General features: G+C 51.3%; 30 protein-coding genes. 20 read left to right on the top strand and 10 right to left on the bottom strand.

The genetic code is table 11. The annotated features are described in order from the left end of the window. The 12 genes from rpsE to ACJJI5_RS21150 all read left to right on the top strand — a co-directional run bounded on the left by rpsE (window position 1) and on the right by ACJJI5_RS21150 (window position 7157). Entirely contained in the window at window positions 1-507 is a 507-nt protein-coding gene (gene rpsE, locus ACJJI5_RS21205; RefSeq protein WP_282934391.1) for a 30S ribosomal protein S5, read from the top strand. 38 nt (window positions 508-545) lie between these two features. Continuing rightward, window positions 546-731, top strand: coding sequence for a 50S ribosomal protein L30 (rpmD, locus tag ACJJI5_RS21200; protein WP_020411402.1), 186 nt, complete (start codon window positions 546-548; stop codon window positions 729-731). Between the two features lies 1 nt (window position 732). Further along, on the top strand, window positions 733-1167 hold the full coding sequence (gene rplO / locus ACJJI5_RS21195) for a 50S ribosomal protein L15 (RefSeq protein WP_282934390.1): 435 nt from the start codon (window positions 733-735) through the stop codon (window positions 1165-1167). Between the two features lie 11 nt (window positions 1168-1178). After that, window positions 1179-2525 carry a preprotein translocase subunit SecY gene (gene secY, locus ACJJI5_RS21190; protein WP_282934389.1) on the top strand — a complete coding sequence of 449 codons (1347 nt, stop codon included), beginning with the start codon at window positions 1179-1181 and terminating at the stop codon, window positions 2523-2525. Between the two features lie 41 nt (window positions 2526-2566). Next, window positions 2567-2683 carry a 50S ribosomal protein L36 gene (gene rpmJ, locus ACJJI5_RS21185; protein WP_010133825.1) on the top strand — a complete coding sequence of 39 codons (117 nt, stop codon included), beginning with the start codon at window positions 2567-2569 and terminating at the stop codon, window positions 2681-2683. Between the two features lie 344 nt (window positions 2684-3027). After that, on the top strand, window positions 3028-3384 hold the full coding sequence (gene rpsM, locus ACJJI5_RS21180; RefSeq protein ID WP_282934388.1) for a 30S ribosomal protein S13: 357 nt from the start codon (window positions 3028-3030) through the stop codon (window positions 3382-3384). Window positions 3385-3473: 89 nt separating this feature from the next. Further along, window positions 3474-3863, top strand: a complete 390-nt coding sequence (gene rpsK, locus ACJJI5_RS21175; protein WP_020411406.1) for a 30S ribosomal protein S11 — start codon at window positions 3474-3476, stop codon at window positions 3861-3863. 15 nt (window positions 3864-3878) lie between these two features. Further along, complete coding sequence (rpsD, locus tag ACJJI5_RS21170; RefSeq protein ID WP_108731669.1) at window positions 3879-4499, top strand: 30S ribosomal protein S4; 621 nt, start codon at window positions 3879-3881, stop codon at window positions 4497-4499. Between the two features lie 44 nt (window positions 4500-4543). Beyond that, on the top strand, window positions 4544-5548 hold the full coding sequence (locus ACJJI5_RS21165; protein WP_282934387.1) for a DNA-directed RNA polymerase subunit alpha: 1005 nt from the start codon (window positions 4544-4546) through the stop codon (window positions 5546-5548). A 123-nt stretch (window positions 5549-5671) separates the two neighbouring features. After that, a complete protein-coding gene (rplQ, locus tag ACJJI5_RS21160; RefSeq protein WP_108731671.1) occupies window positions 5672-6058 on the top strand; it encodes a 50S ribosomal protein L17 in 387 nt (128 codons plus the stop codon). Between the two features lie 72 nt (window positions 6059-6130). Then, window positions 6131-6388, top strand: a complete 258-nt coding sequence (locus ACJJI5_RS21155; protein ID WP_445355122.1) for a YeaC family protein — start codon at window positions 6131-6133, stop codon at window positions 6386-6388. Window positions 6389-6521: 133 nt separating this feature from the next. Next, window positions 6522-7157, top strand: coding sequence for a hypothetical protein (locus ACJJI5_RS21150; protein WP_445355121.1), 636 nt, complete (start codon window positions 6522-6524; stop codon window positions 7155-7157). Between the two features lie 56 nt (window positions 7158-7213). Here the strand turns inward: ACJJI5_RS21150 and ACJJI5_RS21145 are convergent, their stop codons facing one another. The 6 genes from ACJJI5_RS21145 to uvrA all read right to left on the bottom strand — a co-directional run bounded on the left by ACJJI5_RS21145 (window position 7214) and on the right by uvrA (window position 15073). Next, window positions 7214-8668, bottom strand: a complete 1455-nt coding sequence (locus tag ACJJI5_RS21145) for a pectin acetylesterase-family hydrolase (protein WP_445355120.1) — start codon at window positions 8666-8668, stop codon at window positions 7214-7216. A 360-nt stretch (window positions 8669-9028) separates the two neighbouring features. Beyond that, entirely contained in the window at window positions 9029-10006 is a 978-nt protein-coding gene (locus ACJJI5_RS21140; RefSeq protein WP_445355119.1) for a 5-oxoprolinase subunit C family protein, read from the bottom strand. A 12-nt stretch (window positions 10007-10018) separates the two neighbouring features. Beyond that, complete coding sequence (gene pxpB / locus ACJJI5_RS21135; RefSeq protein ID WP_445355118.1) at window positions 10019-10747, bottom strand: 5-oxoprolinase subunit PxpB; 729 nt, start codon at window positions 10745-10747, stop codon at window positions 10019-10021. Further along, window positions 10744-11493 carry a 5-oxoprolinase subunit PxpA gene (gene pxpA / locus ACJJI5_RS21130; RefSeq protein ID WP_445355117.1) on the bottom strand — a complete coding sequence of 250 codons (750 nt, stop codon included), beginning with the start codon at window positions 11491-11493 and terminating at the stop codon, window positions 10744-10746. The genes pxpB and pxpA overlap by 4 nt, the downstream gene beginning before the upstream one ends. Window positions 11494-11559: 66 nt before the next feature. After that, window positions 11560-12159 carry a hypothetical protein gene (locus ACJJI5_RS21125; RefSeq protein ID WP_445355116.1) on the bottom strand — a complete coding sequence of 200 codons (600 nt, stop codon included), beginning with the start codon at window positions 12157-12159 and terminating at the stop codon, window positions 11560-11562. 88 nt (window positions 12160-12247) lie between these two features. Beyond that, the gene (uvrA, locus tag ACJJI5_RS21120) at window positions 12248-15073 is read right to left on the bottom strand and encodes an excinuclease ABC subunit UvrA (protein WP_445355115.1); all 2826 of its coding nucleotides are present in this window, start codon (window positions 15071-15073) and stop codon (window positions 12248-12250) included. Between the two features lie 159 nt (window positions 15074-15232). Between uvrA and ACJJI5_RS21115 the strand changes: the two genes are divergently transcribed. The 4 genes from ACJJI5_RS21115 (at window position 15233) to ACJJI5_RS21100 (ending at window position 19541) form a co-directional block, all read left to right on the top strand. Beyond that, window positions 15233-16639 carry a mannose-1-phosphate guanylyltransferase/mannose-6-phosphate isomerase gene (locus ACJJI5_RS21115; RefSeq protein ID WP_445355114.1) on the top strand — a complete coding sequence of 469 codons (1407 nt, stop codon included), beginning with the start codon at window positions 15233-15235 and terminating at the stop codon, window positions 16637-16639. Between the two features lie 90 nt (window positions 16640-16729). After that, complete coding sequence (locus ACJJI5_RS21110; RefSeq protein WP_444934820.1) at window positions 16730-17881, top strand: MFS transporter; 1152 nt, start codon at window positions 16730-16732, stop codon at window positions 17879-17881. A gap of 172 nt (window positions 17882-18053) precedes the next feature. Further along, entirely contained in the window at window positions 18054-18677 is a 624-nt protein-coding gene (gene ssb, locus ACJJI5_RS21105; protein WP_282934376.1) for a single-stranded DNA-binding protein, read from the top strand. A gap of 15 nt (window positions 18678-18692) precedes the next feature. Beyond that, complete coding sequence (locus ACJJI5_RS21100; protein WP_445355113.1) at window positions 18693-19541, top strand: sugar nucleotide-binding protein; 849 nt, start codon at window positions 18693-18695, stop codon at window positions 19539-19541. A gap of 59 nt (window positions 19542-19600) precedes the next feature. Here the strand turns inward: ACJJI5_RS21100 and fabB are convergent, their stop codons facing one another. Together fabB and fabA are read right to left on the bottom strand one after the other, a co-directional pair. Further along, on the bottom strand, window positions 19601-20824 hold the full coding sequence (gene fabB, locus ACJJI5_RS21095; protein ID WP_444895272.1) for a beta-ketoacyl-ACP synthase I: 1224 nt from the start codon (window positions 20822-20824) through the stop codon (window positions 19601-19603). A gap of 67 nt (window positions 20825-20891) precedes the next feature. Continuing rightward, a complete protein-coding gene (fabA, locus tag ACJJI5_RS21090) occupies window positions 20892-21416 on the bottom strand; it encodes a 3-hydroxyacyl-[acyl-carrier-protein] dehydratase FabA (protein ID WP_108731685.1) in 525 nt (174 codons plus the stop codon). Between the two features lie 317 nt (window positions 21417-21733). Here fabA and galU point away from each other — a divergent pair, with 317 nt between their 5' ends. Together galU and ACJJI5_RS21080 are read left to right on the top strand one after the other, a co-directional pair. Continuing rightward, entirely contained in the window at window positions 21734-22585 is an 852-nt protein-coding gene (gene galU, locus ACJJI5_RS21085; RefSeq protein WP_444895271.1) for a UTP--glucose-1-phosphate uridylyltransferase GalU, read from the top strand. Continuing rightward, window positions 22582-23928, top strand: coding sequence for a phosphohexomutase domain-containing protein (locus tag ACJJI5_RS21080; protein WP_444912068.1), 1347 nt, complete (start codon window positions 22582-22584; stop codon window positions 23926-23928). The genes galU and ACJJI5_RS21080 overlap by 4 nt, the downstream gene beginning before the upstream one ends. 91 nt (window positions 23929-24019) lie before the next feature. On the opposite strand, the gene ACJJI5_RS21075 is transcribed toward ACJJI5_RS21080, so the two are convergent. Beyond that, complete coding sequence (locus tag ACJJI5_RS21075; protein WP_445355112.1) at window positions 24020-24649, bottom strand: hypothetical protein; 630 nt, start codon at window positions 24647-24649, stop codon at window positions 24020-24022. 253 nt (window positions 24650-24902) lie between these two features. After that, window positions 24903-25865, bottom strand: a complete 963-nt coding sequence (gene ispB / locus ACJJI5_RS21070; protein ID WP_445355111.1) for an octaprenyl diphosphate synthase — start codon at window positions 25863-25865, stop codon at window positions 24903-24905. 249 nt (window positions 25866-26114) lie between these two features. Between ispB and rplU the strand changes: the two genes are divergently transcribed. Both rplU and rpmA read left to right on the top strand, forming a co-directional pair. Further along, the gene (gene rplU, locus ACJJI5_RS21065; protein ID WP_444936710.1) at window positions 26115-26426 is read left to right on the top strand and encodes a 50S ribosomal protein L21; all 312 of its coding nucleotides are present in this window, start codon (window positions 26115-26117) and stop codon (window positions 26424-26426) included. Between the two features lie 17 nt (window positions 26427-26443). Then, entirely contained in the window at window positions 26444-26701 is a 258-nt protein-coding gene (gene rpmA, locus ACJJI5_RS21060; RefSeq protein WP_073277572.1) for a 50S ribosomal protein L27, read from the top strand. Window positions 26702-26817 lie beyond the last annotated feature (116 nt).

The following is a 26817-nucleotide window of genomic DNA, read 5'->3' as shown; positions in this document are numbered from 1 at the left end:
ATGGCTAGAGAGAAAGACAAAAGCAACGACGAAGGCCTGCAGGAGAAGCTGGTCCAGGTCAACCGCGTTGCCAAGACTGTTAAAGGTGGTCGTATCTTCGCCTTTACCGCACTGACCGTAGTTGGTGATGGCAATGGCCGTGTTGGCTTTGGTCGCGGCAAGGCACGTGAAGTGCCTGTAGCGATTCAAAAGGCGATGGAATCTGCACGCCGCAACATGATCCAGGTAGACCTGAATGGTGACACCATCCAGTACGCTACCAATGGTCGCCACGGCGGTTCCAAGATTTACATGCAGCCCGCTTCCCAGGGTACCGGTGTAATTGCCGGCGGTGCTATGCGCTCCGTTCTGGAAATGGCTGGTGTACACAACGTATTGGCTAAGTGTTACGGCTCCACCAACCCGGTGAACGTAGTACGTGCAACTTTCAAAGCTCTGGAGCAAATGCAGAGCCCGGAAGATGTAGCTGCCAAGCGCGGTAAATCTGTCGAAGAGATTCTGGGCTAATTACAGCTCGGATTTAAGGTTATTGGTGGGTTAAGACCATGGCTAAGAAGACCATAAAAGTGACCCAGACCAAAAGCATCAACGGACGCCTGAAAAGTCATCAGGCGTGCGTTGCGGGTCTGGGCCTGCGCCGCATCGGCCACACAGTGGAAGTGGAGGATACTCCCTCCGTGCGCGGTATGATCAACAAAGTAAACTACCTGGTTAAGGTTGAGGGGGAATAACATGCGTTTGAACGACTTGTCTCCAGCACCAGGCCACAAGCACAGCGCCAAGCGCGTTGGTCGCGGTATTGGTAGCGGAATTGGTAAGACCGGTGGCCGCGGCCACAAAGGTCAGAAAGCGCGTTCCGGCGGCAGTGTTCGTCCGGGCTTCGAAGGCGGTCAGATGCCTTTGCAGAAGCGTCTTCCTAAGTACGGTTTCACCGCTCGTGTTTCTCGCTTTACCGCAGAAGTACGTCTGGCTGAGCTGGCGAAGGTAGAAAATGACGTAATCGATTTGGCAGCGCTTAAGAATGCCGATATCATCGGCAGCCATATTAAACGCGCCAAAGTGTTCCTCTCAGGTGAGCTGACCAAAGCTGTTACCGTTAAGGGTCTGGGAGTTACCAAAGGTGCAAAGGCAGCGATTGAAGCTGCTGGCGGTAAAATAGAAGACTAATCGAGGCGCCAATGGCACGACCAGGATCCGGTGGAAATCCCCTGGGCAACAGCAAGGGATTGGGCGAGCTTTGGGCTCGCCTTCGTTTTCTGTTTCTAGCGATTCTTGTTTATCGACTGGGGACACATATTCCGGTGCCCGGCATTGATCCGGAAAAGCTGTCAAACCTGTTTAACCAGAACCAGGGAACCATCCTTGGCCTGTTTAACATGTTTTCAGGCGGCGCCCTGGAAAGGATGAGTATTCTGGCGCTGGGCATCATGCCCTACATCTCCGCGTCCATCATCATGCAGTTGATGAGCGCGGTGACTCCCTCTCTGGAAGCGTTGAAGAAGGAAGGGGAGGCCGGAAGACGTAAGATCAACCAGTACACCCGCTATCTGACGGTAATACTGGCCCTGATTCAGGGGATCGGTATGACTTTCGGCCTGGCAGGGCAGAACCTGGCTTACTCATCTGAGCCCGCGTTTGGTTTTTACTTTGTGGCGGTAACGTCACTGGTGACTGGTGCTGTATTTATGATGTGGCTCGGTGAGCAGATCACCGAGCGCGGTGTTGGCAACGGCATTTCCATGCTGATTTTTGCCGGTATCGTCGCCGGTTTACCCGGTGCCATCGGCCAGGCATTTGAACAGGCGAGACAGGGTGAGCTGCACATACTCATGCTGTTGATGATTGGCGTCATCGCTCTTGCTGTAGTGTTCTTTGTGGTTGTTATGGAACGCGGCCAGCGCCGCATTACGATCAATCACGCCAGGCGCCAAGCGGGACGTTACTCTGCAGCTCCAGCTGCACAGGCGAGCCACTTGCCGCTGAAGGTAAACATGGCCGGTGTAATTCCGGTAATCTTTGCCAGCAGTATCCTGTTGTTCCCGGCCACACTGGCACAGTGGTTTGGTCAGGGCGGGGAAGGTCTCGGTGCAGAGATCCTGCAGTGGATGGCGTTGCAGCTTGGACCAGGGCAACCGCTGAACATTATTCTGTTCGCACTGTTGATTGGTTTCTTCTGTTTCTTCTACACGGCGTTGATGTTCAACCCGAATGAAGTTGCGGATAACCTGAAAAAGTCCGGTGCTTATGTGCCAGGTATTCGCCCTGGAGAGCAGACGGCCCGCTATATCGATAGCGTGCTGACTCGCCTCACTCTGGTGGGTGCTGTATACATCGCACTGGTATCCCTGCTGCCGCAGTTCCTGGTGGTTGGGTTTAACGTTCCCTTCTATCTGGGGGGTACCTCACTGCTGATCGTTGTAGTCGTAGTGATGGACTTTATGGCACAGGTACAATCGCATCTGCTGTCGCACCAGTACGAGGGTTTGATGAAAAAATCTAACCTGCAAAGCTACGGTCGTCGCTAGGGCGTCGCCTGCTCGCAGTTTGATTGAATTGAGGTAAGGTCATGAAAGTACGCGCTTCTGTAAAAAAGATCTGCCGTAACTGCAAAATCGTGCGTCGCAAGGGTGTTCTGCGGGTAATCTGCAGCGCTGAGCCACGTCACAAGCAGCGTCAAGGCTAAGAAGGGGCCAGCCCCTTGCGGAGAGCGCCCACAGGGCGCCTCTGTAAAAGCTGGAAAAATTCGCTACTCGATACAGCCCCGTATCGAATGGCAACACCCCGGGAAGTTTTTTGGGGTGGGAAGTTAGCAACAGCAAACTTCCAACTGGGGGCGTTGACTGTCGTCTTCATCCGCTTCGGGGGACCGATGCGGACGTTGGCTATTGCAAATTAGTGTCTGAAAAGCTATTCTTGCGCGCCTTTTTGGTGGCGCCGCCGGTTTTTTAGTCGCTGTCAGCGCCGAAATCAAAGTAGAGTCACATACTTAATATAAAGCAGTGACTCCAATACGTGGAGTACGCCTCTATGGCACGTATTGCTGGTGTCAATGTACCAGACCACAAGCACGCCGTAATCTCCCTGACCCACATTTATGGGGTTGGTCGCACTACGGCTAAGTCTATTTTGGCAGCGGTTGGTATCGCTGAATCCACCAAAATCCGCGAACTGTCTGAAGAGCAGATCGAAACCATCCGTGGTGAAGTTGCAAAACTGACCGTGGAAGGCGACCTGCGCCGTGAAATATCCATGAACATCAAGCGTTTGATGGATCTGGGTTGTTATCGCGGTCTGCGTCACCGTCGCAGCTTGCCGCTGCGTGGTCAGCGCACCAAGACCAATGCTCGCACCCGTAAGGGTCCGCGCAAGCCGATTCGCAAGTAAGCCTTAACTAAAAGGCGCGAAATCGCGGTTCAAGATGCCCCGTCCGGCTAATCGCCGAGGGGATTTGATACAGGATTTAGGATACTGGTATGGCTAAGCCAAAAACTACTGTTCGCAAAAAGGTCAAAAAGACCGTTGTCGACGGTATTGCCCACATCCACGCATCGTTCAACAACACGATCGTGACGATCACTGATCGCCAGGGTAATACCCTCAGCTGGGCCACCGCAGGTGGATCTGGCTTCCGTGGCTCGCGTAAGAGCACCCCGTTTGCAGCCCAGGTTGCCGCTGAGCGCGCAGGTACTGCAGCTCAGGAATACGGCCTGAAAAACCTCGACGTAGAAGTTAAGGGCCCTGGCCCCGGTCGCGAATCTGCCGTTCGTGCACTGAACAACTGCGGCTACAAGATCACCAACATCACCGACGTGACGCCTATCCCGCATAACGGATGTCGTCCACCTAAAAAGCGTCGCGTGTAAGAGGGGGCTGACAAAATGGCACGTTATATTGGACCAAAATGTAAACTGTCCCGTCGTGAAGGGACTGACCTGCAGCTGAAGAGTGGTGTTCGTCCGCACGACTCCAAGTGTCGCGCAGAATCCAAACCCGGTCAGCACGGCGCTGGTCGCGGTCGTCTGTCCGACTACGGTATTCAGCTGCGTGAAAAGCAAAAAGTTCGTCGTATCTACGGCGTACTGGAAAAGCAGTTCCGTAACTACTATAAGGAAGCAGCACGTCTGAAGGGCGCTACAGGTGAAAACCTGCTGCAACTTCTCGAGCAGCGTCTGGACAACGTGGTTTACCGCATGGGCTTCGGCTCAACTCGCTCTGAAGCGCGTCAGCTGGTTTCCCACAAAGCGATTCTTGTAAACGGCACTACCGTTAACATCCCTTCTTTCCAGGTTAAAGAAGGCGACGTTATCGCTGTACGTGAGAAAGCCAAGAAGCAGCTGCGTATCCAGAATTCCGTTTCCCTCGCTGCCCAGCGTGGCGATGTCGAGTGGGTAGACGTAAACGCGAGCAAACTGGAAGGCACTTTCAAGCGCACTCCGGATCGTGTCGATCTGCCGGCAGAGATCAACGAAAACCTTATCGTGGAACTGTACTCCAAGTAACAATAAGTCCACTTTAAGGAATGCAACTGTAAACAGGTATGGCTATGCAGACTGCTGTCAACGAGTTTTTGACACCGCGTCGTATTGACGTCACCGAGTACAATCCGAATCACGCCAAAGTGATTTTGGAGCCCCTGGAGCGTGGCTTTGGCCACACTCTTGGCAATGCGCTGCGTCGCATCCTGCTGTCCTCCATGCCGGGCTGCGCCGTCACCGAGGTGGAAATCGAAGGTGTCGAGCACGAGTACAGCGCGATCGAAGGTGTGCAGGAAGATGTAATTGAAATCCTGCTCAACCTGAAAGAAATCGCCGTTGTTATGCACGGTAAGGATCAGGCGGTATTGAGCCTGAGCAAAAAGGGCCCAGGTGCGGTGACTGCTGGAGATATCCAGGTAGATCACGACATCGAGATCGTTAATCCTGAGCACGTGATCGCCAATATTACTGGTGATGTCGAGCTCAACCTGCGTCTCACTGTAGCGCGCGGTCGCGGCTACCAGCCCGCCGATGCTCGTCGTGGCGAGGAAGAGGAAAGCCGTGCAATTGGCCGTCTGCAGCTGGATGCTTCATACAGCCCAGTGCGTCGCGTTTCCTACAGCGTGGAAAGCGCGCGTGTAGAACAGCGCACTGACCTGGATAAGCTGGTTCTGGATCTGGAGACCAACGGTACCCTGGACCCGGAAGAGGCTATTCGTCGCGCCGCCACTATTCTGCAGCAACAGCTCGCAGTATTTGTGGACCTGGAAGGCGAGAAGGATGCACAACCGAAGGCTGAAGAGCCTGAAGTTGATCCGGTACTACTGCGCCCGGTAGACGACCTGGAGTTGACTGTACGTTCGGCGAACTGTCTGAAGGCAGAGAATATTTACTACATCGGTGATCTGATTCAGCGCACTGAAGTAGAACTGCTGAAGACGCCGAATCTTGGTAAGAAGTCTCTGACTGAAATCAAGGACGTACTGGCTTCCCGTGGTTTGTCCCTGGGTATGCGCCTGGAAAACTGGCCGCCGGCCAGCCTGAAAGGCGACAGCAAGTTAAGCCCCCTGTAAGCATTTGGTAGTCGCGACGGTGTCGTGATTAGTAGAAAGAACCCGAGCGGTGCTACAGCTTAGCGCGACACCGCTCCAGAACGACCTGCTGTGACAGCAACTTAGGTCGTAAGGAATTGAGTCATGCGTCATCGCTATAGTGGCCGTAAATTCAGCCGCACGAGCGCTCACCGCAAGGCCATGTTCAAGAACATGAGCGCCTCTCTGGTGGAGCACGAACTGATCAAAACCACACTGGCCAAAGCCAAAGAACTGCGCCGCGTTGCCGAGCCGCTGATCACTCTGGCTAAGAAAGACAGTGTTGCTAACCGCCGTCTGGCTTTCGCTCGTATCCGTGATAAGGATGCTGTGCGCAAGCTGTTCGACGAGCTGGGTCCTCGTTACGAAGCCCGTCCTGGTGGTTACATCCGTATCATGAAGTGTGGTTTCCGCGCTGGTGATAAGGCGCCGATGGCATACGTTGAGCTGGTAGACCGTCCTCAAGTAGAAGACGAAGCTGCTGAAGCTTAAGCGTTATTAGCCATAGCGCTACGGAAGGCCGGTCTTTGACCGGCCTTTTTTTTGCCATAAGGAGATTTTTGTATGTCTTTTGAGCAACTGTTAAAGAGTTTGAATCCCGAGATTGTGGGCAGCTTAAAGCGGGCCATTGAACTTGGAAAATGGCCTAGTGGTGTTGCGCTATCCCCTGAGCAACGCAGCCTCTGCGCAGAAGCGGTTTCCAATTGGGAGTCCGCAAACCTTCCGCGGGAGCAACAGGTAGGCTATGTGGCGCCGAAGACCAAGGATGAGCCCTGTGTAGGAAAAAAAGACGATGAGCAAGCTGTTAACTGGGTTGGCTAGCTAATCAGTCTGTAAGATATTGGCACTTTATTCATTGGTGAGGGCGTTATTTTCTTTCATGCTCTCCCAATTCTCTGCTTAGATAGTTACCGACAGACAAATACATAATTTCTAATTTGCTCGGTAACTAATTATGAAAAAGCTGATTTTGCTTGCCGGAGCAGTAACGCTCGCCGTTGTAGGGGTTGATCACTACGATATTGATGTGCGCTCAAGTGTGGCCAAGGTGCGCCAGATGATAGAGCCGCTAAAAGATGATAGTGAATTAGTAAAGAATATTTCTGACAGCATACCCTGGTCCCAGCTGGAACATGGGGAGGTCGAAGAGTTATTAAATCATCCTCGGGTTCAGGCTTATCTGGACCGTGAGAATGTTAAGCAGGCGCTCAAGGACTACTTTGCAGACCTGGGCAGTCTCTCTGGTGAAGAGGCCTGGGATGCAATTGAAAAAATAGAGCGGGAATCGCGTATTACAGGCTATGAAGCGCTTTCAATGAAGTTGGCCTGGCTGGAAAAAAATAGCCTTAACCAGGCAGAGTTCACCCAAAGAGCTGAAGAGCTATTTAATATTTATCGGGATAAAGCGCAAACGGTGATCAGGGATTACGACCCTCATGTCGAGGTTCCGGGCTTTTCCACCTATAAGGATCTTGAGCGCTCGATCGTTGAGGAAGTTCAGCAGATGACGTCCTTTCCCGATGGTATGAGTAGACATGAATACTTACGTAAACGCCTTCAGGACGCCCGTGAGGCGGTATATGGCAGTTAGGCTTTCTATCATTCAGCGCTGCCAGCTAGTTACCGGCAGCGCTGGGGACATTTTAATTACATAAACAAGCCGATCAGATCATAGAACCAGTTACTATTGTCCTCATAATCTGAAACCTCATCGGTTTCGTATGCCCGAATCATTCCTCCACCGTTATGATTGACGATGTTGTCGAGGAAATCTTTTAATTCAAGCCCGTGCTCGGCAATCTCACCATAGTTTAAATCGATAATGGTTGTGCAGTGGCTCTCGTTCAAGTTGCGGAACATCGGGAAGTAATAGCCCCAGTTACTAGTTTGATCCAGCAGTGGAATCAAATTTTCATGGGTATCTTTCTGCCAGCGCTGTCGCAATTTATTTAAACGGGAGTCTGCATTGGGATCATTATAAATATCCTCATAAAATCTCTCGTAGGAGTACGATGAAAAATTCCCGTCAGCAAGAAAGTGCGTAATACCCAATCGATCTGAAGGGAATTTATTGGAAAGCGCAGCATAAAGTGAGGCTAGCTGATTGGCTTCGAATCCCGGTGTTATGGCTTTTAACATAGTGATGGGGTTTTCCGAGCTTTCATCGCTATCGGCGGTATAGGTAGTCCAAGAGCGCAGCACTTCTTTATGTAGCGGTAATGAGGGATATTGGGTGCTGTCACTCCCGTCTAAAGGTGCCTGATAGAGAGGGCCTGAATCATCGAGGAGATAGCCATAATCGACATTCATATCCTCGCGCAATTTTGAATAATTAAACAGGGCACCAATACTGCCTGCACTACAACCTGCAGCGAGCATCTGCTTCGGTTTTTGCAAATTATTTTTCACCCAGGAAGTAACTGCCTGAACGTTGCGTAATCCATTGTGGTGCCAGATAAGGTCGGGGTTCTCGCCAGTAGTGTCCTCGTATATTTCAGTTTTATCGCCTACGTAGATATCCCCAGTGCAGTATGGCACGTAAACCATATTCCACTCGCCAGTTTTATACTGGTCGTAGGGATGATGTGTATAAATCAAAGGGGATACGCCAGCGGTAGTAAGATTCTCGAAATTTGTAAAATCTAACAAGTGCACATTGCTTAGGTAATCATCGGGAATGCCATTGGGGTTGCGAGCCCCGCGAATACCAGCTTGTCCTGAGCAGCTTTCATAGTCCCAGCATGCCCCACCACCCTCGAAATAGAAAATGGTGTTACTGGTATCTGGAACACGGTGAACAAAGAACTTATAGGGTGATCCATTCCCACACATGGCACCTGTACTGGTAGGTACATCAATTTTTTGCCAGGTGTTGTAGTCGCCAGGATCAAAATCATCATTAAAACTGGGATCGTCCATAGTTAGTGGATACATCCCCTCAGCTTGCTGCGAGGTGACTGGCGCATCGGCATTGGGTGGATCAAACAAATGCTTTAGGGTAGTCCAGAAGTTGTAATCACCCGGTTCTGCATTTGCATGCGCTGTGATAAGTAGAGAACTCGCTAAGAGTATTGAAATAAAACCACGGAGAATTTTTATCATTATTAATCCCCTTAAGGTATTGTGTGTTTTCTCTTTGGAGTGTGCTTTGTTGATCCTGCAATAATTGTTTGGAGGTTATTTGCTCCCTATAGATAATCAACTTGCACGCTAGTCCAAATCGCTGTTTGGGTAAAACCCAATGAGGTTAGTTAATAATGATGTTTTGGTCTAGAAAGATATGAGGGGAAACTTGCCGGTCACAGAATTTCTGTAATATTTTTTCTTTTTTTGTCCAAAAATATTCCATTTAAATTTTTAATAAAATTATTTTGTCTATTTTGGCGTAATTTTTATTCTCTACTTTATGCTGTTATTTTTGAGCATTAAATAGTTCTGTATCTGATAATGTTTATGCTTGTATTAAAGGGATAGTGCCTCCCTATGATTAAGATTCAGGCTCTGTTGGAGTTTTTTAATTAGGTCTTGTTTCTTTTTGAAAATTTCACGCGATTCTTCAATGCTTATTTCTTGAAATGTGATTTTGTTTTTTGGGGCCAGCTGGCCCAGGCGATGAAGTTCCGATTTTATAATATGGCCTATTCGGGGGTACCCGCCAATAGTCTGTCCCTCAATAAAGGAAATAATAGGATTGGCATCGGGTGGTACTTGAATGCTGCCGGGATAGAGTCCAGCTGATGATAGTTGTGTCTTTCCGTTTGTAATTTTATGAATTGTAGAATTGTTTTTAGTGGATAGACGAATGCCCATACGATTGCTTTGGGTAGAAACCAGATAGATTGAGCCGTAAAAGTGTTCAATAAATTTCTTGGAAAATAAATTGCTCTCTGGTCCAGCCACTAGTCGTAGCTTTGAATTATGTGAGTAGTGAAGGTGAAACCTTTTATTTAGTACAGATTCTTTTGCGTTGTGGACTTCTTTAAAGTGGATGACTTCGTTAGATGTGATCGGTTTGCCACTATTTGCGCCAAATTTACTTATAACGTGAGTTGCAGAGCTACCTAAGATATTGGGTGCGTCTATCTTGGCAGAAATCGCAAGGTAGGTTCTTGCACCGGAAATAGCTTGAGCTATATCCAAAATATCACCAGGCTTAACCCTATAGGTTCGGAAATTATCAATTGACTCGTTATTTAAGGAACCTCTGAATTGGCCTCCGGCTATAGCGATAGTGAGATTGCAGAGGAATTCGATTCTAGGACCGAGCAGGGTGATCTCAAAGGTTGGGTGCCCTAACGGGTTTCCTAATAACAGGTTGGCTATTTTCATCGATAGTGGGTCGGCAGCACCTCCCCATGGAATTCCACAGTGCATCATGCCTGGACGACCCAGGTCCTGAATACTTGTCTGTAGCCCTGCTCGAAGAAAGTGAATACCCATAGACCCTCCTTTTTAGGGTGAACTACTTTTAGTACTCTGCGAGAGTATATGAAATTGCTGAGAATCTATTGCATAAAACTCAATTTCATCTAAAGGTGCAGCGATAAATGGGGAGGGTTCCGCAGGTTGAAAAAGACTAAGGGGTGTCTGGCCAATAATTTGCCATCCCCCCGGTGTAGCTTGCGGGTAGATGCCTGTTTGTTCTCCACCTATCCCGACAGCGCCTGCGGGAATTCTGGTTCGGGGAGTTTCTTTTCTGGGGCAATATAGCTTTGGGTCAAGTCCGCCAAGGTATAAGAAGCCTGGAGTAAAGCCCAACATATGCACTAAGTAACGTTGTGCGGTATGTCGCTTGATGATTTCCTGTGACGATAATTTGGTATGTTCTGATAATGCCTCAAGGTCTGGAGAAAAGCCTTCTTCGTAGCATACGGGAATACGCACTATACGTGGTCTACTGGTGGAGGGGGCAGGGTTGTTTAGAACGTCCTCGGTAGTTTTAGTGAGTAATTGGTATAAGGTTTTGTGATCCCATAGGGAAGGATTGAAAATAACAGTTAAGCACTGGTATGCAGGAATGATATCAATGATACCTGGATGCACTTCATTTAATAGAGCCGCTCTCAAACCGATAATTGTCCGGCTAAGAGCTTTGCATGGTTTACCGGAAAAGCGGATATCTACTGCACAATCTCCGTTAATGGTTATAGCTAGTGGTATATGGGGGGCAGGGTGTGTCACCGAGCTATGCTCACGCCGTTTGCATTGAGATGTTGATTAAGTTGTCTGGCGATAATGGGCGCTTGGGGATTATCGCCGTGGAGGCAGATGGTATCCACAGAGAATTGTAATTTTTCACCATGATAATCGTTAAATTCTAAGCCCTTTGCCAAGCAGATAGCCTGCTCTAAGCACTGTTCTGTCTCAGCAATAACAGCGCCCGCCATTGAGCGTGGAGCTAGTTGGTTATTGCTGAGGTACTGCCTGTCCATAAATCCTTCGCGAATAAATGTTTTATTTTGTTTGGCAGCAGCGAACTGCATGGCAGCGTTGGCTAACCCAATAATTTTCAGTGAAGGATATTCTTTGTCGAGTAGGGTAATAATACTTTTAGCGAGTTCTCTGTTTGACTCTGTATCATTGTAGAGAGCGCCGTGTAGTTTAATATGGTCTAAAGTTGCTCCTAGGCTGCGCGCGATATTTTCTAGTTGGTTTACTTGTGTGCAAAGAGAGTCGAGCAATTTATTTTGAGGAATAACTAGAGATTTGCGGCCAAAATTTTCCCTGTCGGGGTAGCTGGGGTGCGCGCCGATTTTTAAGCTATTTTTTAGGGCGTTTTCGATTGATCTACCCATGATCTCGGGAGTGCCAGCGTGACCGCCGCAAGCTATATTGCAACGGGAAATAAACGGCATGATTTGGGCGTCCCTGTCACAGCTGTGTAAATCAGCACCTTCACCCAGATCGCAGTTGATATCAATGTTCACTGTGGCATCCTGCCTGTAATATATTTTGAATGGGTTTTAACGCTAAGAATCTGCCTATTAAAGTGGTTAATTGTCAGGGCACTGATTTACTTCCATAGAGATTTTCTTTGAATTTGATTCATAGCAATTTCCCAGTGGGGAGCAGAAGCAGGCGGAAATTGAAAGGTTCCATCTTTCTTGATTAATTTTTTCCCATAGTTCAGAAGTTGCAGTGCCACGACTTAAAGAATAGAAAGGGTACTCCGATTGTGCGGGAATGATAACTTCATTTATTTCTGAAGAGCTTTGAAAGCCTTCGTCAAGGGGTGGGTGGTGATTTTTATAATTTCTATTAAATTTATTTTTCATCATTTTATGCTCTTCCTGACAGCAGGCGCGCAAAAAATCATGGGTGCTTGAGTATTCTACATTTTTATATTTAAAGCTAACGGATTTTAGGATGGCAGGGCCGGCCCCAGCATTGCGAAAGCCAAATGTAATTTTGCTTTGATTGCTCTCCTCGTCATAGTTGCCATGGCTGAACTGAATAACAGGCATTGTCATTATTTTGACTTGTTGATTGGCAGCTCTGGCTTGTAAATAGGTGGCATAGAAGGATGCCAGAGAAATCATAATTGCACTTACTGCGATCACTGAGTTTAAGCGGTCGCGATTGAATAACTTCATATCTTGTCGCACCTACCTACTAGTTATTTTTAAGTGAATTGAGCAAGAAAGGATGCCGATCTATAGATTGGCATCCTTTCCTATTCAATTAGTTCAGCATGGTTTTTAGAAAGCGCCCGGTATGGGAAATGTCCATTTCTACAACATCCTCAGGTGTCCCCGTGGCAATAATTTGCCCGCCGCCAGAGCCACCCTCCGGGCCAAGGTCTATAATCCAGTCTGCAGTTTTGATCACGTCCAGATTGTGTTCGATCACTACGATGGTATTGCCGTGATCGCGCAGGCGATGCAGAACATCCAGCAGTAATTGGATATCGGCAAAGTGCAGGCCGGTAGTCGGTTCGTCGAGGATGTACAGGGTTTGCCCAGTGTCTCGTTTGGATAGCTCGCGGGAGAGTTTTACCCGTTGGGCTTCACCACCTGAGAGAGTGGTGGCAGCCTGGCCCAGCTTGATATATGAGAGGCCGACATCCATTAGGGTTTGCAACTTCTTCGCGATTGCGGGCACAGGGTCAAAGAATTCCCGTGCATCTTCCACGGTCATTTCCAATACTTCGTGGATATTTTTGCCCTTGTAGTGTACCTCCAGGGTCTCGCGGTTGTAGCGCTTGCCGTGGCAGGTATCACAGGGTACATAGACATCCGGCAAAAAGTGCATTTCTACCTTAATCACCCCGTCGCCCTGGCAGGCTTCACAACGCCCACCCTTGACGTTAAAGCTGAAGCGCCCGGGTTTATAGCCCCGTGAGCGGGCTTCCTGGGTGCCGGCAAACAAGTCGCGAATTGGGGTAAAAATACCGGTATAAGTTGCCGGATTTGAGCGAGGAGTGCGCCCGATAGGACTCTGATCAATATCCACGCATTTGTCGAAGTGCTCCAGGCCGTGCACCTCTTTATAGGGGGAGGCCTTAAGGGTTGTTGCTTTGTTAAGTGCAGTGGCGGCAAGTGGATAGAGGGTTGTATTGATCAGGGTGGACTTACCAGAGCCCGATACACCGGTTACACAGGTAAATAATCCTACTGGGATTTCCAGATCGACGTCCTGTAAATTATTTCCACTGGCGCCTTCGAGACGCAACAAATAGTCCGGGTCGGGTAAGTAGCGCTCTTCCGGTACGGCAATTTTCTTTTTGCCGGAGAGGTACTGACCGGTTAGGGACTTCTTACATTTGGTAATTTTATCGGCGGTGCCCGCTGCCACGACCTCTCCGCCATGGACACCGGCACCGGGGCCAATATCGACAATAAAGTCAGCACTGCGAATGGCATCCTCATCGTGCTCCACCACAATAACCGTATTGCCGATATCGCGCAGGTGGGTAAGGGTGTTGAGCAGGCGCTCGTTGTCCCGCTGGTGTAGGCCGATAGAGGGCTCGTCGAGAATATACATTACGCCCACGAGGCCGGCGCCGATCTGGCTGGCGAGGCGAATGCGCTGCGCTTCGCCGCCGGAGAGGGTTTCTGCACTGCGGTTTAGGGTCAGGTAATTCAGGCCGACATCGACGAGGAAGCGGAATCGATCGCGCAGCTCTTTGAGAATCTTATCGGCAATCTCTTTCTGGGCGCCTTTAAAAGCCAGCTCATGGCCGAAATACTCGAACGCATCGCCTACAGGCAGCTCAGTAATTTGCGCCAGGGTGCGGTTATCCACAAAGACATGACGGGCCTCGCGGCGTAGGCGGGTACCGTGGCACTCTGGGCATTTTTGTGTACTCAGATACTTGGCTAACTCCTCCCGTACCGATTGGGACTCGGTATCCCGATAGCGGCGTTGGAAGTTGGGGATAATGCCCTCGAAGGTGTGCTGGCGCACGGTGACATCGCCGCGATCATTGACGTAGCTGAAGTCTATCTCTTCGTCGCCACTGCCCTGCAGGATAACCTTGCGGTGGGCTTTGCGTAATTTTTTCCAGGGCTTATCCAGATCGAAACCGTAGTGCTCGGCGAGGGAGTCGAGCATGTGGTAATAGTAAATGTTGCGTCTGTCCCAACCGCGAATGGCGCCCTCGGAAATACTGCTTTCCGAATCGATAATTACCTTGTCTTCATCGAAGAACTGTTTGACGCCCAGGCCGTCACAACTGGGGCAGGCACCCGCGGGGTTGTTGAAGGAGAACAGACGCGGTTCCAGCTCATCCAGTGAGTAATCACAGACGGGGCAGGCGTGGCGGGCAGAGAAGAGGCGATCTTCCTGGTCTCCATCCATAAAACTGATGGAGGCGATACCGTCGGTGAGATTCAGGGCAGTTTCGAAGGACTCCGCCAAACGCAGTTGCAGGTCCTCACGCACCTTAAAGCGGTCTACCACCACCTCAATGGTGTGCTTGCGGCGCTTATCCAGCTTGGGGGTGTCGTCCAGGTCACAGATAACTCCGTCGATCCGTGCTCGCACAAATCCGTCCCGGCGCAATTGTTCAAATACGTGCTGGTGCTCACCCTTTCGATCGCGAACTACCGGCGCCAGCAACATAATCTTGCTGCCTTCCGGTAAAGCCAGTACCTGATCCACCATCTGGCTGATCGTCTGGGCTTGCAGGGGTTCGTCGTGCTCGGGGCAGCGGGGTTCTCCAACCCGGGCAAATAGCAGCCGCAGGTAGTCATAGATCTCTGTGATGGTACCTACAGTGGAGCGGGGGTTGTGAGAGGTGGACTTCTGCTCGATTGAAATTGCCGGTGATAGCCCCTCGACGGTATCCACATCCGGCTTTTCCATCATCGACAGGAATTGACGGGCGTAGGTGGAGAGTGATTCCACGTAGCGGCGCTGTCCCTCTGCGTAAAGGGTGTCAAAGGCCAGGGAAGATTTGCCGGAACCGGACAGGCCGGTGATAACGATCAGTTTATCGCGGGGAATGTCCAGGTCGATATTCTTCAGGTTGTGGGTGCGAGCACCCCTTACATAAATCGTGTCCACGCTCTACCTATATGCTGCTAATACTGGGCCGGGCCTCGGACTTGCTCCGCGCGGGGCGATCACAACTGCGGTGCCGGAAAAACAGTCAAGTATAAACTCGCCACCTGATGTGCGAAAATTGTCTTTCGCAATACCCGACATTCAGGCAGATAGCATTCGATGATTCCTGTGATTCTCTGTGGTGGCACCGGCTCGCGCCTGTGGCCACTCTCTCGCGAGGCCTACCCCAAACAGTTCTTACCCCTTATCGGGGGTGAAACGATGTTACAGACAACCGTAAGGCGCCTGGAGGGCATTGAGCCATTACAGGCGCCGATCCTGGTATGCAACGAAGAGCATCGTTTTGCCGCTGCCGAGCAATTGCAGGAAATCGGCCACGGAGCCCAGTCCATTTTACTGGAGCCCTGCGCGCGCAATACTGCACCGGCTATTGCCCTGGCTGCCCTGGCAGCACTGGAGTCAGGAGCTGACCCTTTACTGCTGGTATTACCGGCAGACCACGCCGTTTCCGACGAGGCAAATTTTCAGGAGTCTGTAGAGTCGGCCCGAGCCCTGGCTGAGCAGGGGTATCTGGTCACCTTTGGTATTGTGCCGACCCGGGCGGAGACCGGCTACGGCTACATTCGGCGCGGGGATAAATTGGCGGAAACTGCTTGGAAAGTGGCGGAGTTCGTCGAAAAGCCGGACACTGAAACCGCTGAAGCTTACCTGGCCTCCGGGGATTACTCCTGGAACAGTGGCATGTTCCTGTTCCGCGCTTCCCGCTATCTGGAGGAGTTGGAGCGGTACCGTGCAGATATTCTCACAGCCTGCGGCAGTGCCTATAAGAGTGCCGCGAGGGATCTGGATTTTACCCGGGTGGATAGAGAGGCTTTTGCAGCCTGCGCAGATGAGTCTGTGGATTATGCAGTAATGGAGCCGACGGAATCCGCGGCAGTTGTACCTATGGATGCGGGTTGGAGCGATGTGGGCTCCTGGCAGGGGTTGTGGGAGTTAGTAAAACGTGATGCCAATGACAATTTGCTTCAGGGTGATGTGTTGCTAGAAGACTCCCAGCGCTGCCTGGTGCGTGGTGAGAGCCGCTTGGTCAGCCTTCTCGGTGTATCCGACCTGGTGGTTGTCGATACTGACGATGCGCTTCTGATCGCTGACCGGCAACGGGTCCAGGAAGTCAAAAAACTGGTCAGTAACCTCAAGAGCACTGGCCGCAGTGAGGCCCAAAGGCACCGCAAGGTATATAGGCCCTGGGGCTACTACGACTCGATTGATGCGGGTCCACGCTTTCAAGTGAAGCGTATTGTGGTGAAGCCGGGTCAGCAGCTATCCCTGCAGATGCATCACCACCGCGCTGAACACTGGGTTGTGGTGCAGGGAACTGCGAAGGTTACCCGGGGTGAAGAAGAGGTCCTGATCACCGAGAACCAATCGACTTATATCCCCCTGGGGGTGGTCCACCGTTTGGAGAACCCCGGTACGATTCCCTTGGAGTTGATTGAGGTGCAATCCGGCAGTTATCTCGGAGAGGATGACATTGTCCGCCTCGATGATGAGTACGGTCGTAACTAGTTGTGGATAAAAGTTGTGCTGTTTCCCCTACAGCCGGGAGGCGGCTCACTGTACAATGCGCGCCCTATTTGATGCTGTTCCGGGATTTGCATGAATTCCATTGAGCGCCGCGCCCTGGGTGGGCTGGCTTCCCTGTATGTCTTTCGTATGCTGGGCCTGTTTATGGTCTTGCCGGTTCTCACTGTGTACGGCGAGGGCTATCGCGATAGCACGCCCATGCTGCTGGGGCTGGCAATGGGTGCCTATGGCCTGAGTCAGGCGATACTCCAAATTCCTCTGGGGCTCCTGTCCGATCGCTGGGGGCGCAAGCCGGTTATTTATACCGGCCTTGCACTGTTTGCCCTGGGCAGTGTCATCGCTGCACTGACGGATTCGGTTTACGGCCTTATTGTGGGGCGGGTACTGCAGGGTTGTGGTGCCATTGCCGCGGCTGTGATGGCGCTGGTCGCCGACTTAACCCGCGATGAAAAGCGCGGTATTGCGATGGCGATTATCGGAGCGTCTATTGGCGTCGCATTTATGCTGGCGGTGATCCTGGGGCCGGCGCTGGCCGGTGTGGGCGGCTTGCCGGCAATTTTCTGGGTCACTGCTGGATTAGCACTGCTGGGTGGATTATTGGTTTGGCGCTTGGTGCCAACTCCAGAGGCGGCTAGGCGGCCGGCCGTTTATGGCAGTGGTTTTCGTACGGTAGTTAAAAGCGGTCTTGTTTGGCGCTTGGTTTCTGGGGCCTTTTTCTCCCACTTGTTGCTCACGGCATTGTTTGTCGCCTTGCCATTGGTGCTAGTCGATAGATTGGATTGGCCGGCGAGCGAACACTGGAAACTGTATGGGCCGCTAATGCTCGGCACCTTCCTGGTGATGTTGCCAATGATGAGGGCGGCAGAGAAAAGTGATCGGGTGCCGTTCGCGCTTAATTTTGCTTGTTTGGCTTTGATCGGTGGCAGTGCGGCCTTGTTGTCTGCAAGCACCTGGGTGCTGGTAGTCTTGCTGGCAGTGTTCTTCACCGGTTTCAACCTGCTTGAAGCCCTGTTGCCAGCGCAGCTAACCAGGAAGGCTCCGGCGGAAGCGAGGGGCGCAGCTACGGGGCTCTACGCGACTTTACAGTTCTTTGGCACCTTTGTCGGCGGTAGCCTGGGTGGCCTGCTGTTCGGTCTGGGGGGCGCTTCCGCAGTTGCTGCTCTGGGTTTGGCGGTGCTGCTGCTATGGATGTTGCTGTGGTGGGGTTTGCGCGAGAGAGCGTGAAGGTAGCGCTTACTAACACTGAGCCGCTATTGTATCCTACTGGATAAAAATACAATATTTACCGATGGTGCAATGCAGCACTGACGGTATTTCATAACACTTGATAGATTAATTGATTGTTTAAATAGTTTATTGCCCCGGGTGGAGCCCGGGTTGACGAGAGGAGAGGGCCATGGCCAGGGGTATTAATAAAGTAATTCTGATCGGTAATCTGGGGAATGACCCGGAAACCAAATATATGCCGAGTGGCGGTGCTGTTACCAACATCAGCCTGGCTACCAGTGAGAGCTGGAAAGACAAGCAGACTGGCCAGCAGCAGGAGCGCACTGAGTGGCATCGCGTAGTATTTTTTAACCGCCTGGCTGAGATCGCCGGTGAGTACCTGCGCAAGGGGGCCAAAGTTTATGTAGAGGGCTCTCTACGCACCCGTAAGTGGCAGGATAAGAATTCCGGCCAGGACCGCTACACCACTGAAATCGTTGCCAGCGAAATGCAGATGCTGGACGGTCGCGGTGAGCAGGGCGGCTTTGGTCAGGGTATGGGTGGCGCTGGAATGGGCGCAGCCGCAGGTGGCCAAATGGGTGGCGGCCAGCCGATGGGTGGTTCCAGCGGTTTTGACCAACAGGGCGGCGGTTTCCAGGGTGGCTACCAGCAGCAGGGCGGCCAGGAGGCATACGGGCAGGGGCGTACCGCTCCCTCACCGATGGCACCAGCTAACCAGCAGCCCCAGCAACAGCCGAACCAAGGTCCTGCCGGTGGTTTCGATAATAGCTTTGATGACGATATCCCGTTCTAAGAACTGGATTTACCAGTGTCTGAATTGAATACAGGTTATATGCCGGATACCGTCGCCATTATCACAGCTGGTAATGAGATTGATGGTGCGCTGCAAAAAAGACTGCAGCGCGCAGGCTTTCGCATACAGCAGTTGACCCCCGGGGAAATCGATCAATTGAGACCGGGCTCAATTGTGATTAATGCCTCCGCCTGTGCCGACAATCGAGGCATGCCGGAGTCACTGCTGGTGAGTAAGCGGCTTTGTGCTGCACCCTGTGAACATATTATTCATCTCTCATCCTACCAAGTTTTTTCTGGCGGTGAGCGCCGCCGCTATGACGAAGATGAGCCCGCAGAACCACAGTCCTCGAGTGGGCGCGAATGGCTGGCCTGCGAAGATGCCTTTAATGGGCTGCAAAACCTGACGATTTTGCGTTTTGGCTGGATGGTGGATAGTGGTCCGGATGCCTTGTTAGGGCGTATTTTACGCAACTTTGTGTCTGGAGAGCCTTTAGCCCTGGATGGAAGGAACAGCGGCAACCCAGTAACAGTGGTGGATCTGGCTCGTGTCGCAGTGGCGGTTGCCCAGCAGCTCGCTAGCGGGGCCAAGGCAGGAGGCGTTTATCACTACGGTAGTTCTGATAGCTGCACAGCGATGGAGTTTGCCCTGGAGGTGGTCGAGCGCGCCCAGGCTTTTTACGATGAAGAGCGCTTTGCGCAATTTACTTCATTAGGGGATGAGGCTGAGAAGCGGGATCGCAGCATAGTACTTTCATGTGGCAAGTTGCGGGATGTCTTTGGTGTTCAGCAGCGGAGCTGGAGACAGGGACTGACACGCCAGGTTGAGCTGTGGTTGGAGCGCTTGCACGCGACTCCGGAATAGTTTGGTTTCTGTTGTGCAGTCAATAAAAAGGGCGCCTCGCGGCGCCCTTTTTATTTCGATTAGATTTTATCGAATATCAGGCAGGCATTAGTTCCGCCAAAGCCAAAGCTATTGGACATAGCCCGTTTGACTTCAGTCTCACGCAGCTGGCGGACAAGGTCCATGCCTTCCGCAGCGGGGTCGAGGTTCTCTACATTGGCTGATGCAGCAATAAAGTTATTCTGCATCATCAGCAGGCTGTAAATGGCCTCCTGAACCCCTGCAGCTCCCAGAGAGTGGCCTGTCAGAGATTTGGTAGAGGCGAATGCCGGAACTGTATCCCCGAAGGCTTCGCGCATGGCTTTCAATTCGGCGACATCGCCTACGGGTGTAGAGGTGCCGTGGGTGTTGATATAGTCCACGCTACCCTGCAGGCCTTTGCCGTCCATACCGGCCAGAGCCTGCTGCATACAGCGGGTGGCGCCTTCACCGCTTGGGGCAACCATATCGTAACCATCGGAAGTTGCGCCGTAACCGGTTAGCTCCGCATAGATGGTCGCACCGCGAGCCACGGCGTGCTCCATTTCTTCGAGTACCAGACAGCCACCACCACCGGCGATCACAAAGCCATCGCGATCGGCATCGTAGGGGCGTGATGCTTTTGTCGGAGTATCGTTATATTTGCTTGAGAGGGCGCCCATAGCGTCAAACAAGTGAGTCAAACTCCAGGCAAGTTCCTCACCACCGCCAGCAAACACTACATCCTGCTTACCCATCTGGATAAGCTCAGCTCCGTTTCCTATACAGTGGGCACTGGTAGCGCAAGCGGAAGAAATACTGTAGTTCACCCCTTTGATTTTGAATGGAGTGGCTAAGCATGCGGAAACGGTACTGTTCATTACCTGGGGCACGCGGTAGGCGCCTACACGGCGAACACCTTTTTCCTTCAGAGTATGTGCAGCGTCAATAATCTGCTGAGTGGATGTGCCGCCAGAGCCCATCACGATACCCGTGCGCGGATTAGATATCTGCTCCTCCTGCAGGCCCGACATCTCGATTGCTTCACGCATGGCAATGTACGCATAGGCTGCAGCGTCGCCCATAAAGCGAAGTTGCTTGCGATCGATATGCTCTTTGAAATCGATGTCCACAGGCCCAGCCACATGGCTGCGCAGGCCGAGCTCCTTATACTCTTCTTGGAAGCGGATGCCGCTTCGACCAGTTTTCAGTGACTCGGTGACTTCTTTAGTGTTGGTACCGATACAGGAAGTGATACCCATTCCGGTAATGACGACCCGACGCATAGTGATCTCCAGCATAGCTTGTCGGCAGAGGACTGATGGTTTCTACCGGTATTAGTCTTAAACGAGTTTAAAAATTGTCCGTACGGGTAAATAAGCCTACGCGAAGATCCTTTGCTGTGTAAATTTCTCTTCCATCCACAGAGACACTGCCGTCGCCAATACCCATAACAAGCCTGCGCTCAACAATCCGGCTCATCTGAATATGGTAAGTCACCTTCTTGCTGGTGGGGAGAATTTGGCCGGTAAATTTAACTTCACCACAGCCCAGTGCTCGACCGCGGCCGGGGTTGCCTTTCCAGGCCAGGAAATAACCCAATAATTGCCACATAGCATCCAGGCCGAGGCAGCCGGGCATTACGGGATCGCCGGGAAAATGGCAGTCGAAGAACCATAGGTCGGGGTGAATGTCGAGCTCAGCGATCAGCTCTCCCTTGCCGAAAGCACCACCTTCCTTGGATATATGGGTGATACGATCGAGCATCAACATATTGGGAGCCGGCAACTGGGCGTTGCCTGGGCCGAACATCTCGCCACGGGAGCAGGTCAGGAGCTCCTCTCTGGTATACTCACTTTTTTGTACAAAATTACTCATCATTTCCCCGTTAGTGGGTGGTTATGCAATTGAGATTGGACACTTTTGCAAGAGCGGGCATTCTAAGGGGTCTGTGTCGCTTGTCCAGTCGGTCAAGGGGGTTTTTGTGACTGGCGTGAGAATTGTCTTCACAAATACCGCCTATTTAGCGTGTTAATTCCTCATCTTACTCATATAGTTTTGGTGTTTATCCTCAGGGAATTCACATATTGGGCCAAGCTTAACGTTATCGAGTGTAAGTGCTTGCACAGCGACGCTATGATAAGTTGCCGGCACTGCGCGGGGGTGCGCTGTTTTAAATTGATTGGGGGAGCAGAATGCTCAAGAAATGCCTATTTCCTGTTGCCGGCTATGGCACTCGTTTTCTTCCTGCCACCAAGGCAATGCCGAAAGAAATGTTGCCGCTGGTGAATAAGCCACTGGTTCAGTATGGCGTTGAGGAGGCTATAGAGGCGGGACTGACCGAGATTGGTTTTGTCACTGGGCGAGGCAAGCGCGCGATTGAGGATCACTTTGATACCAATTTTGAGCTGGAACACCAGATCGCGGGTACCGGCAAAGAACGTTACCTGGACTCCGTGCGCAAAGTGATTGATAGAGCGAGCTTTTCTTATACGCGTCAGGGCGAAATGAGAGGCCTGGGTGACGCTATTTTGCAAGGACATCGCCTGGTTGGCGATGAGCCGTTTGCCGTGGTGTTGGCTGATGACCTGTGTCTAAATGAAGATATGGGAGTTTTGGGGCAAATGGTTCAGCTTTATAAGCAATTCCGCTGCAGTATTGTTGCGGTAGAGGAAGTACCGAAGGAGCAGATTCATAAATTTGGTGTGATCGGTGGCAATGAGATTAAACCTGGTCTGTATCAAGTCACCAATATGGTGGAGAAGCCTGCAGCGGAAGATGCCCCAAGTAATATGGCGATTATTGGTCGTTATATCCTGACACCGGATATCTTTGATCTGATCCGTGATACTCCTCCAGGCAAAAATGGTGAGGTTCAAATTACCGATGCGCTGATGGCGCAAGCTCAGCAGGGCTGCGTATTAGCCTATGCCTTCAAAGGTCGACGCTTTGACTGTGGTTCTGTAGAAGGCTTTATTGATGCTACTAACCACGTTTACGAAAATGTGTATTTGCCAGAGCAGGCTGCTGAGGAGAAAGGTAAGTGAGTGAGTTGACTTGTTTCAAAGCTTATGACCTTCGCGGCCGTGTACCCGATGAACTTAATACCGATGTTGCATATCGAGTGGGGCGTGCCTTTGCCCAGTTCCTGAATGCTCGTCGAGTAGTTGTTGGGCATGATATTCGGCTTACCAGTGGCGAGCTGACAGATGCGCTGGTCAATGGATTGCGAGATGCGGGTGCCGATGTTTTCCATATCGGCGAGTGCGGTACAGAAGAGGTCTACTTTGCCAATTTCCACGGGGACTTTGACGGCGGTATTTGTGTTACTGCTAGTCACAATCCTATGGACTACAACGGCATGAAGTTTGTCCGTGCAGGCAGTAGTCCAATCAGTGGTGATACCGGTCTACTGGATATCAAGCGCTTGGCAGAAGAAAACAACTTTGCTCCGGTTGAGCAAAGAGGCACTTTGCAGCGCTTTGAACACCGCGCTGATTTTGTGCAGCACTTATTGGGGTATATCGATAATACTGCATTGAAACCATTAAAATTGGTGGTTAATGCCGGTAATGGTGGTGCGGGGGCGGTTGTTGATGCGCTGGCTCCACACCTGCCATTTGAGTTTGTGCGAGTTCACCACGAGCCCGACGGCAACTTTCCCAACGGTATTCCCAACCCAATTTTGCCAGAAAACCGCAATTCTACTGCCGAGGCAGTGCGGGCAAGCGGTGCTGATTTTGGTATAGCCTGGGATGGTGATTTTGATCGCTGCTTTTTCTTCGATGAAAGTGGTGATTTTATTGAAGGTTACTATGTTGTTGGCTTGCTGGCAGAAGCTTTCCTGGCAAAAAACAACGGTGCCAAAGTTGTTCATGATCCACGCCTGCTCTGGAATACCGAGGATATTGTCCGCGCTGCTGGTGGAGAGCCGGTACAGAGTAAAACCGGTCATGCCTTTATTAAAGAGCGCATGCGCAAGGAAGATGCCATTTATGGCGGTGAAATGAGTGCGCATCATTATTTCCGGGATTTTGCCTACTGCGATAGCGGTATGATTCCATGGTTATTGGTTGCTGAGTTGGTAAGTCGCAGTGGTAAATCGCTGTCACAGCTTGTTGGTGAGCGCATGGCTGCTTTCCCCTGTTCGGGAGAGATTAACTCTAAGGTTCAGGATGCTGCAGCACTGTTAAAGGCGGCAGAGGAAAAGTATGGACCTGCAGCTGACAGCGTTGAGCACGTGGATGGGTTGAGTATCGCTTACCCCGAGTGGCGTTTTAATTTGCGTATGTCAAATACTGAACCGGTTGTTCGCTTGAATGTTGAATCCCGGGGAAGTGAGGAATTAATGCGGGAGAAAACAGAGGAGCTGCTTAAGCTTATCGGTTAATACTCGTTTTTTAATATTAAAAAGCCTCGCAACTGTGGGGCTTTTTGGTTTGGGGGTGCTAAAAGTTATTTATCTGGTTTTATAGAAGAAATTATAAGAGTCGGGTGACAGCTTGGATGGGGCCTTTGGGGGTCTTTACGTGTTGAGCGAAGATTTGCCACTGGTTCTTAACCCGTACTCCAATAACATAGGCGTAGTCTGTGTAGATGTGATGGTGGGGCTTTAGAGTTGAGCGCCCAAGGGATTTTGTGACGTTACCTAAAAACCTGAACTTTCCCCGGTTGATAATTTCATTGTGTGTGGCCTTGCCATTGAGTCCCTGCTTTTTCCTTGGGCGAACATGAGCAACGGCCGGCATATTCGCATTGCGCCCGCCAATACAGAAACAGCAGTCACTGAGTTGCCCGGTAATCATAATGTCGGCACCGCTGCGCATTTGGTAGGGCTCAAGGCGATCTAGGGCAAGGTCTTCATCCCAATCGATCATGCGAATATGGTGGACTTTGATTATTTGTGGATCTTCGATAAAGACCCCTTGGCGGTGGAAAGCAAAAATTTCATTGGCGCTATCGATACCAGGTGCGCCCATGCCCATGGTGTAGGTCCCGAATTGATAATCCATGACTCCAGTATCTTTTGTACCGGAAATTCTCACCAGGTTATTTTTTAAGAACATTTCCGGGTAATTTCTAAGCTGATAAAGCGCAGTAGAGCTTCTCATGTGCTGATCTCTCTATACTAATTATATTTTTCTCGTTATTTTTGCTCCTGAGGAATTGGTGTTGGCGCTTGAAATAACAAGAGGAACAATCGTACCCAATGTTGAAGGGGCAGAGGAAAATAGATACGAATAAATCTTGGAGCCCGGTCAGGGTTGGTAGCTGTTCGAGGGGGTGGGAACTGCGTTGCTTCGCATTGTACTTAAGGTAGCGGCGCTGCCCGTGCTATCGATATAGCCCGAGCAGCATTTACTTCTAGACGTTTCTCTCTATAGCAAAACTCGCCAATTGCTGCAGGGCGGTTTTTTGTTCGCTCTCGGGCATAAAGGTCAATTGCTTTTTGGCGTCTTCTACAGCGGCCCGGGCACGATCCATGGTGTAGTCCAGAGCACCGCAGGCTTCAATGGCCTCTACTATTTCACTGAGCTTTTCCGCACTGCGCTGTTCAATTGCAGTTTTTACCAGCAGTGCCTGGTCCTTGCTGCCGTTGGCCATGGTGTAGATCAAGGGCAGGGTCGGCTTGCCCTCCGCCAGGTCATCCCCAACATTTTTACCCAGTTCTTCCGAATTACCGCGATAATCAAGAGCGTCATCAACCAGCTGGAAGGCGAGTCCCAGGTGCCGGCCGTAGAGTTTCAGTGCAGTTTGTTCTTCACTTGAGCAGTTGGCTAATACGGCCGCAGTTTCACAGGCGGCTTCAAACAGTGCGCCGGTCTTTTTGTGGATAACGGTGAAGTAATTCTCTTCGCTTACTTCGGGATCACCGGCGTTGACCAGCTGCTGTACTTCACCCTCTGCGATGGTGTTGGTGGTTTCTGAGAGTATTGCCATGATGCTCATGTCTTCCAGAGCAACCATCATTTGGAAGGCGCGGGAATAGAGGAAATCTCCCACGAGTACGCTGGGCGCATTGCCCCACTTGGCATTGGCGGTAAGGCGGCCGCGGCGCATATCAGAGGTGTCTACGACGTCGTCGTGCAGTAAGGTAGCGGTGTGAATAAACTCGATAATTGTGGCGAGATCGATATGGTTCTCACCCTGATAGCCGCAAGCTTTGGCACAAAGCAGTACCAGTAGTGGGCGCAGGCGCTTCCCCCCGGCTTCGACCAGGTAGTGACCTATATTTTCCACCAGGGGAACGTCCGAGTGCAGTTGATCGAGAATGCGCTGGTTAACCGCAGCAAAGTCTTCGGCGGCGACCCGGTGAAAAGGCAGCATGTGAGAGTTCCTTATACGACTAGACATAGGCCTCCCGGGGGCCGGAAGGCGAAGGGGCGCTATTGTATCAACCCGGCGAATTGATTAGAATCTGCGCCCCGCCAATCGCGGGCTCTTTGCGGCTATTGGGTCGTCTGCGGGCCTTTTGGCGAATAGATGTTAAACACACGGCGCAAGCTCCCGAAATGCGGAGCAGTGACTTACTGGTCCTCCCGCTGCTTCGTGTCGTCCATACCGGAGCATAGAAATATGTACGCTGTTTTTGAGAGCGGTGGCAAGCAACACCGTGTAGAGGAAGGCGAAGTTCTTCGCCTGGAGAAGCTGGAAGTAGCAACTGGCGAATCCATTGATTTTGATAAAGTGTTCATGGTTGTCGATGGCGACAAGATCAGCATTGGCGCTCCTATTGTAGATGGCGCTAAAGTAACTGCTGAAGTGGTAAGCCACGGCCGCGGCGAGAAGGTGAAAATCATCAAGTTCCGTCGTCGTAAGCACTCCATGAAGCGCCAGGGCCACCGTCAGTGGTACACCGAAGTTAAAATCACTGGCATCAAGGCATAAGAGAGGAGTAACGACTCATGGCACATAAGAAAGCTGGCGGTAGTACGCGAAATGGTCGCGATTCCGAGAGTAAACGCCTGGGCGTGAAGCGCTTTGGCGGCCAGTCTGTAGCAGCAGGCAACATCATCGTTCGTCAGCGTGGCACCAAGTTCCACGCCGGTGTTAACGTTGGTATGGGCAAAGACCACACCCTGTTCGCCACTGCGGACGGCGTTGTGAAGTTTGAAGTTAAGGGCCCCAACAACCGCAAGTTCGTTTCTATCGAAACAGCTTAAGCGGTCATTAGCCCAAGCTTCATAAAAAGCCCCGCTATTGCGGGGCTTTTTTGTTGGAAAAGTCGCAAAAAGGCCGCGACGGGAAGTTAGGGTGGCAGTTGCCCACAGGAGGCGGC

This window comes from Microbulbifer maximicatervae (SeqCode) (assembly GCF_052467955.1).
Note: the sequence above shows the minus strand (reverse complement) of the source record. Positions and strands in the feature narration are given on the sequence as shown.

Excerpts from the sequence above, each read along its gene's own strand:
- rpsE (WP_282934391.1), top strand. The coding sequence starts at position 1 with ATGGCTAGAGAGAAAGACAAAAGCAACGACGAAGGCCTGCAGGAGAAG.
- rpmD (WP_020411402.1), top strand. The coding sequence starts at position 546 with ATGGCTAAGAAGACCATAAAAGTGACCCAGACCAAAAGCATCAACGGA.
- rplO (WP_282934390.1), top strand. The coding sequence starts at position 733 with ATGCGTTTGAACGACTTGTCTCCAGCACCAGGCCACAAGCACAGCGCC.
- secY (WP_282934389.1), top strand. The coding sequence starts at position 1,179 with ATGGCACGACCAGGATCCGGTGGAAATCCCCTGGGCAACAGCAAGGGA.
- rpmJ (WP_010133825.1), top strand. The coding sequence starts at position 2,567 with ATGAAAGTACGCGCTTCTGTAAAAAAGATCTGCCGTAACTGCAAAATC.
- rpsM (WP_282934388.1), top strand. The coding sequence starts at position 3,028 with ATGGCACGTATTGCTGGTGTCAATGTACCAGACCACAAGCACGCCGTA.
- rpsK (WP_020411406.1), top strand. The coding sequence starts at position 3,474 with ATGGCTAAGCCAAAAACTACTGTTCGCAAAAAGGTCAAAAAGACCGTT.
- rpsD (WP_108731669.1), top strand. The coding sequence starts at position 3,879 with ATGGCACGTTATATTGGACCAAAATGTAAACTGTCCCGTCGTGAAGGG.
- ACJJI5_RS21165 (WP_282934387.1), top strand. The coding sequence starts at position 4,544 with ATGCAGACTGCTGTCAACGAGTTTTTGACACCGCGTCGTATTGACGTC.
- rplQ (WP_108731671.1), top strand. The coding sequence starts at position 5,672 with ATGCGTCATCGCTATAGTGGCCGTAAATTCAGCCGCACGAGCGCTCAC.
- ACJJI5_RS21155 (WP_445355122.1), top strand. The coding sequence starts at position 6,131 with ATGTCTTTTGAGCAACTGTTAAAGAGTTTGAATCCCGAGATTGTGGGC.
- ACJJI5_RS21150 (WP_445355121.1), top strand. The coding sequence starts at position 6,522 with ATGAAAAAGCTGATTTTGCTTGCCGGAGCAGTAACGCTCGCCGTTGTA.
- ACJJI5_RS21145 (WP_445355120.1), bottom strand. The coding sequence starts at position 8,668 with ATGATAAAAATTCTCCGTGGTTTTATTTCAATACTCTTAGCGAGTTCT.
- ACJJI5_RS21140 (WP_445355119.1), bottom strand. The coding sequence starts at position 10,006 with ATGGGTATTCACTTTCTTCGAGCAGGGCTACAGACAAGTATTCAGGAC.
- ACJJI5_RS21125 (WP_445355116.1), bottom strand. The coding sequence starts at position 12,159 with ATGAAGTTATTCAATCGCGACCGCTTAAACTCAGTGATCGCAGTAAGT.
- ACJJI5_RS21115 (WP_445355114.1), top strand. The coding sequence starts at position 15,233 with ATGATTCCTGTGATTCTCTGTGGTGGCACCGGCTCGCGCCTGTGGCCA.
- ACJJI5_RS21110 (WP_444934820.1), top strand. The coding sequence starts at position 16,730 with ATGAATTCCATTGAGCGCCGCGCCCTGGGTGGGCTGGCTTCCCTGTAT.
- ssb (WP_282934376.1), top strand. The coding sequence starts at position 18,054 with ATGGCCAGGGGTATTAATAAAGTAATTCTGATCGGTAATCTGGGGAAT.
- fabB (WP_444895272.1), bottom strand. The coding sequence starts at position 20,824 with ATGCGTCGGGTCGTCATTACCGGAATGGGTATCACTTCCTGTATCGGT.
- fabA (WP_108731685.1), bottom strand. The coding sequence starts at position 21,416 with ATGAGTAATTTTGTACAAAAAAGTGAGTATACCAGAGAGGAGCTCCTG.
- galU (WP_444895271.1), top strand. The coding sequence starts at position 21,734 with ATGCTCAAGAAATGCCTATTTCCTGTTGCCGGCTATGGCACTCGTTTT.
- ACJJI5_RS21075 (WP_445355112.1), bottom strand. The coding sequence starts at position 24,649 with ATGAGAAGCTCTACTGCGCTTTATCAGCTTAGAAATTACCCGGAAATG.
- ispB (WP_445355111.1), bottom strand. The coding sequence starts at position 25,865 with ATGCTGCCTTTTCACCGGGTCGCCGCCGAAGACTTTGCTGCGGTTAAC.
- rplU (WP_444936710.1), top strand. The coding sequence starts at position 26,115 with ATGTACGCTGTTTTTGAGAGCGGTGGCAAGCAACACCGTGTAGAGGAA.
- rpmA (WP_073277572.1), top strand. The coding sequence starts at position 26,444 with ATGGCACATAAGAAAGCTGGCGGTAGTACGCGAAATGGTCGCGATTCC.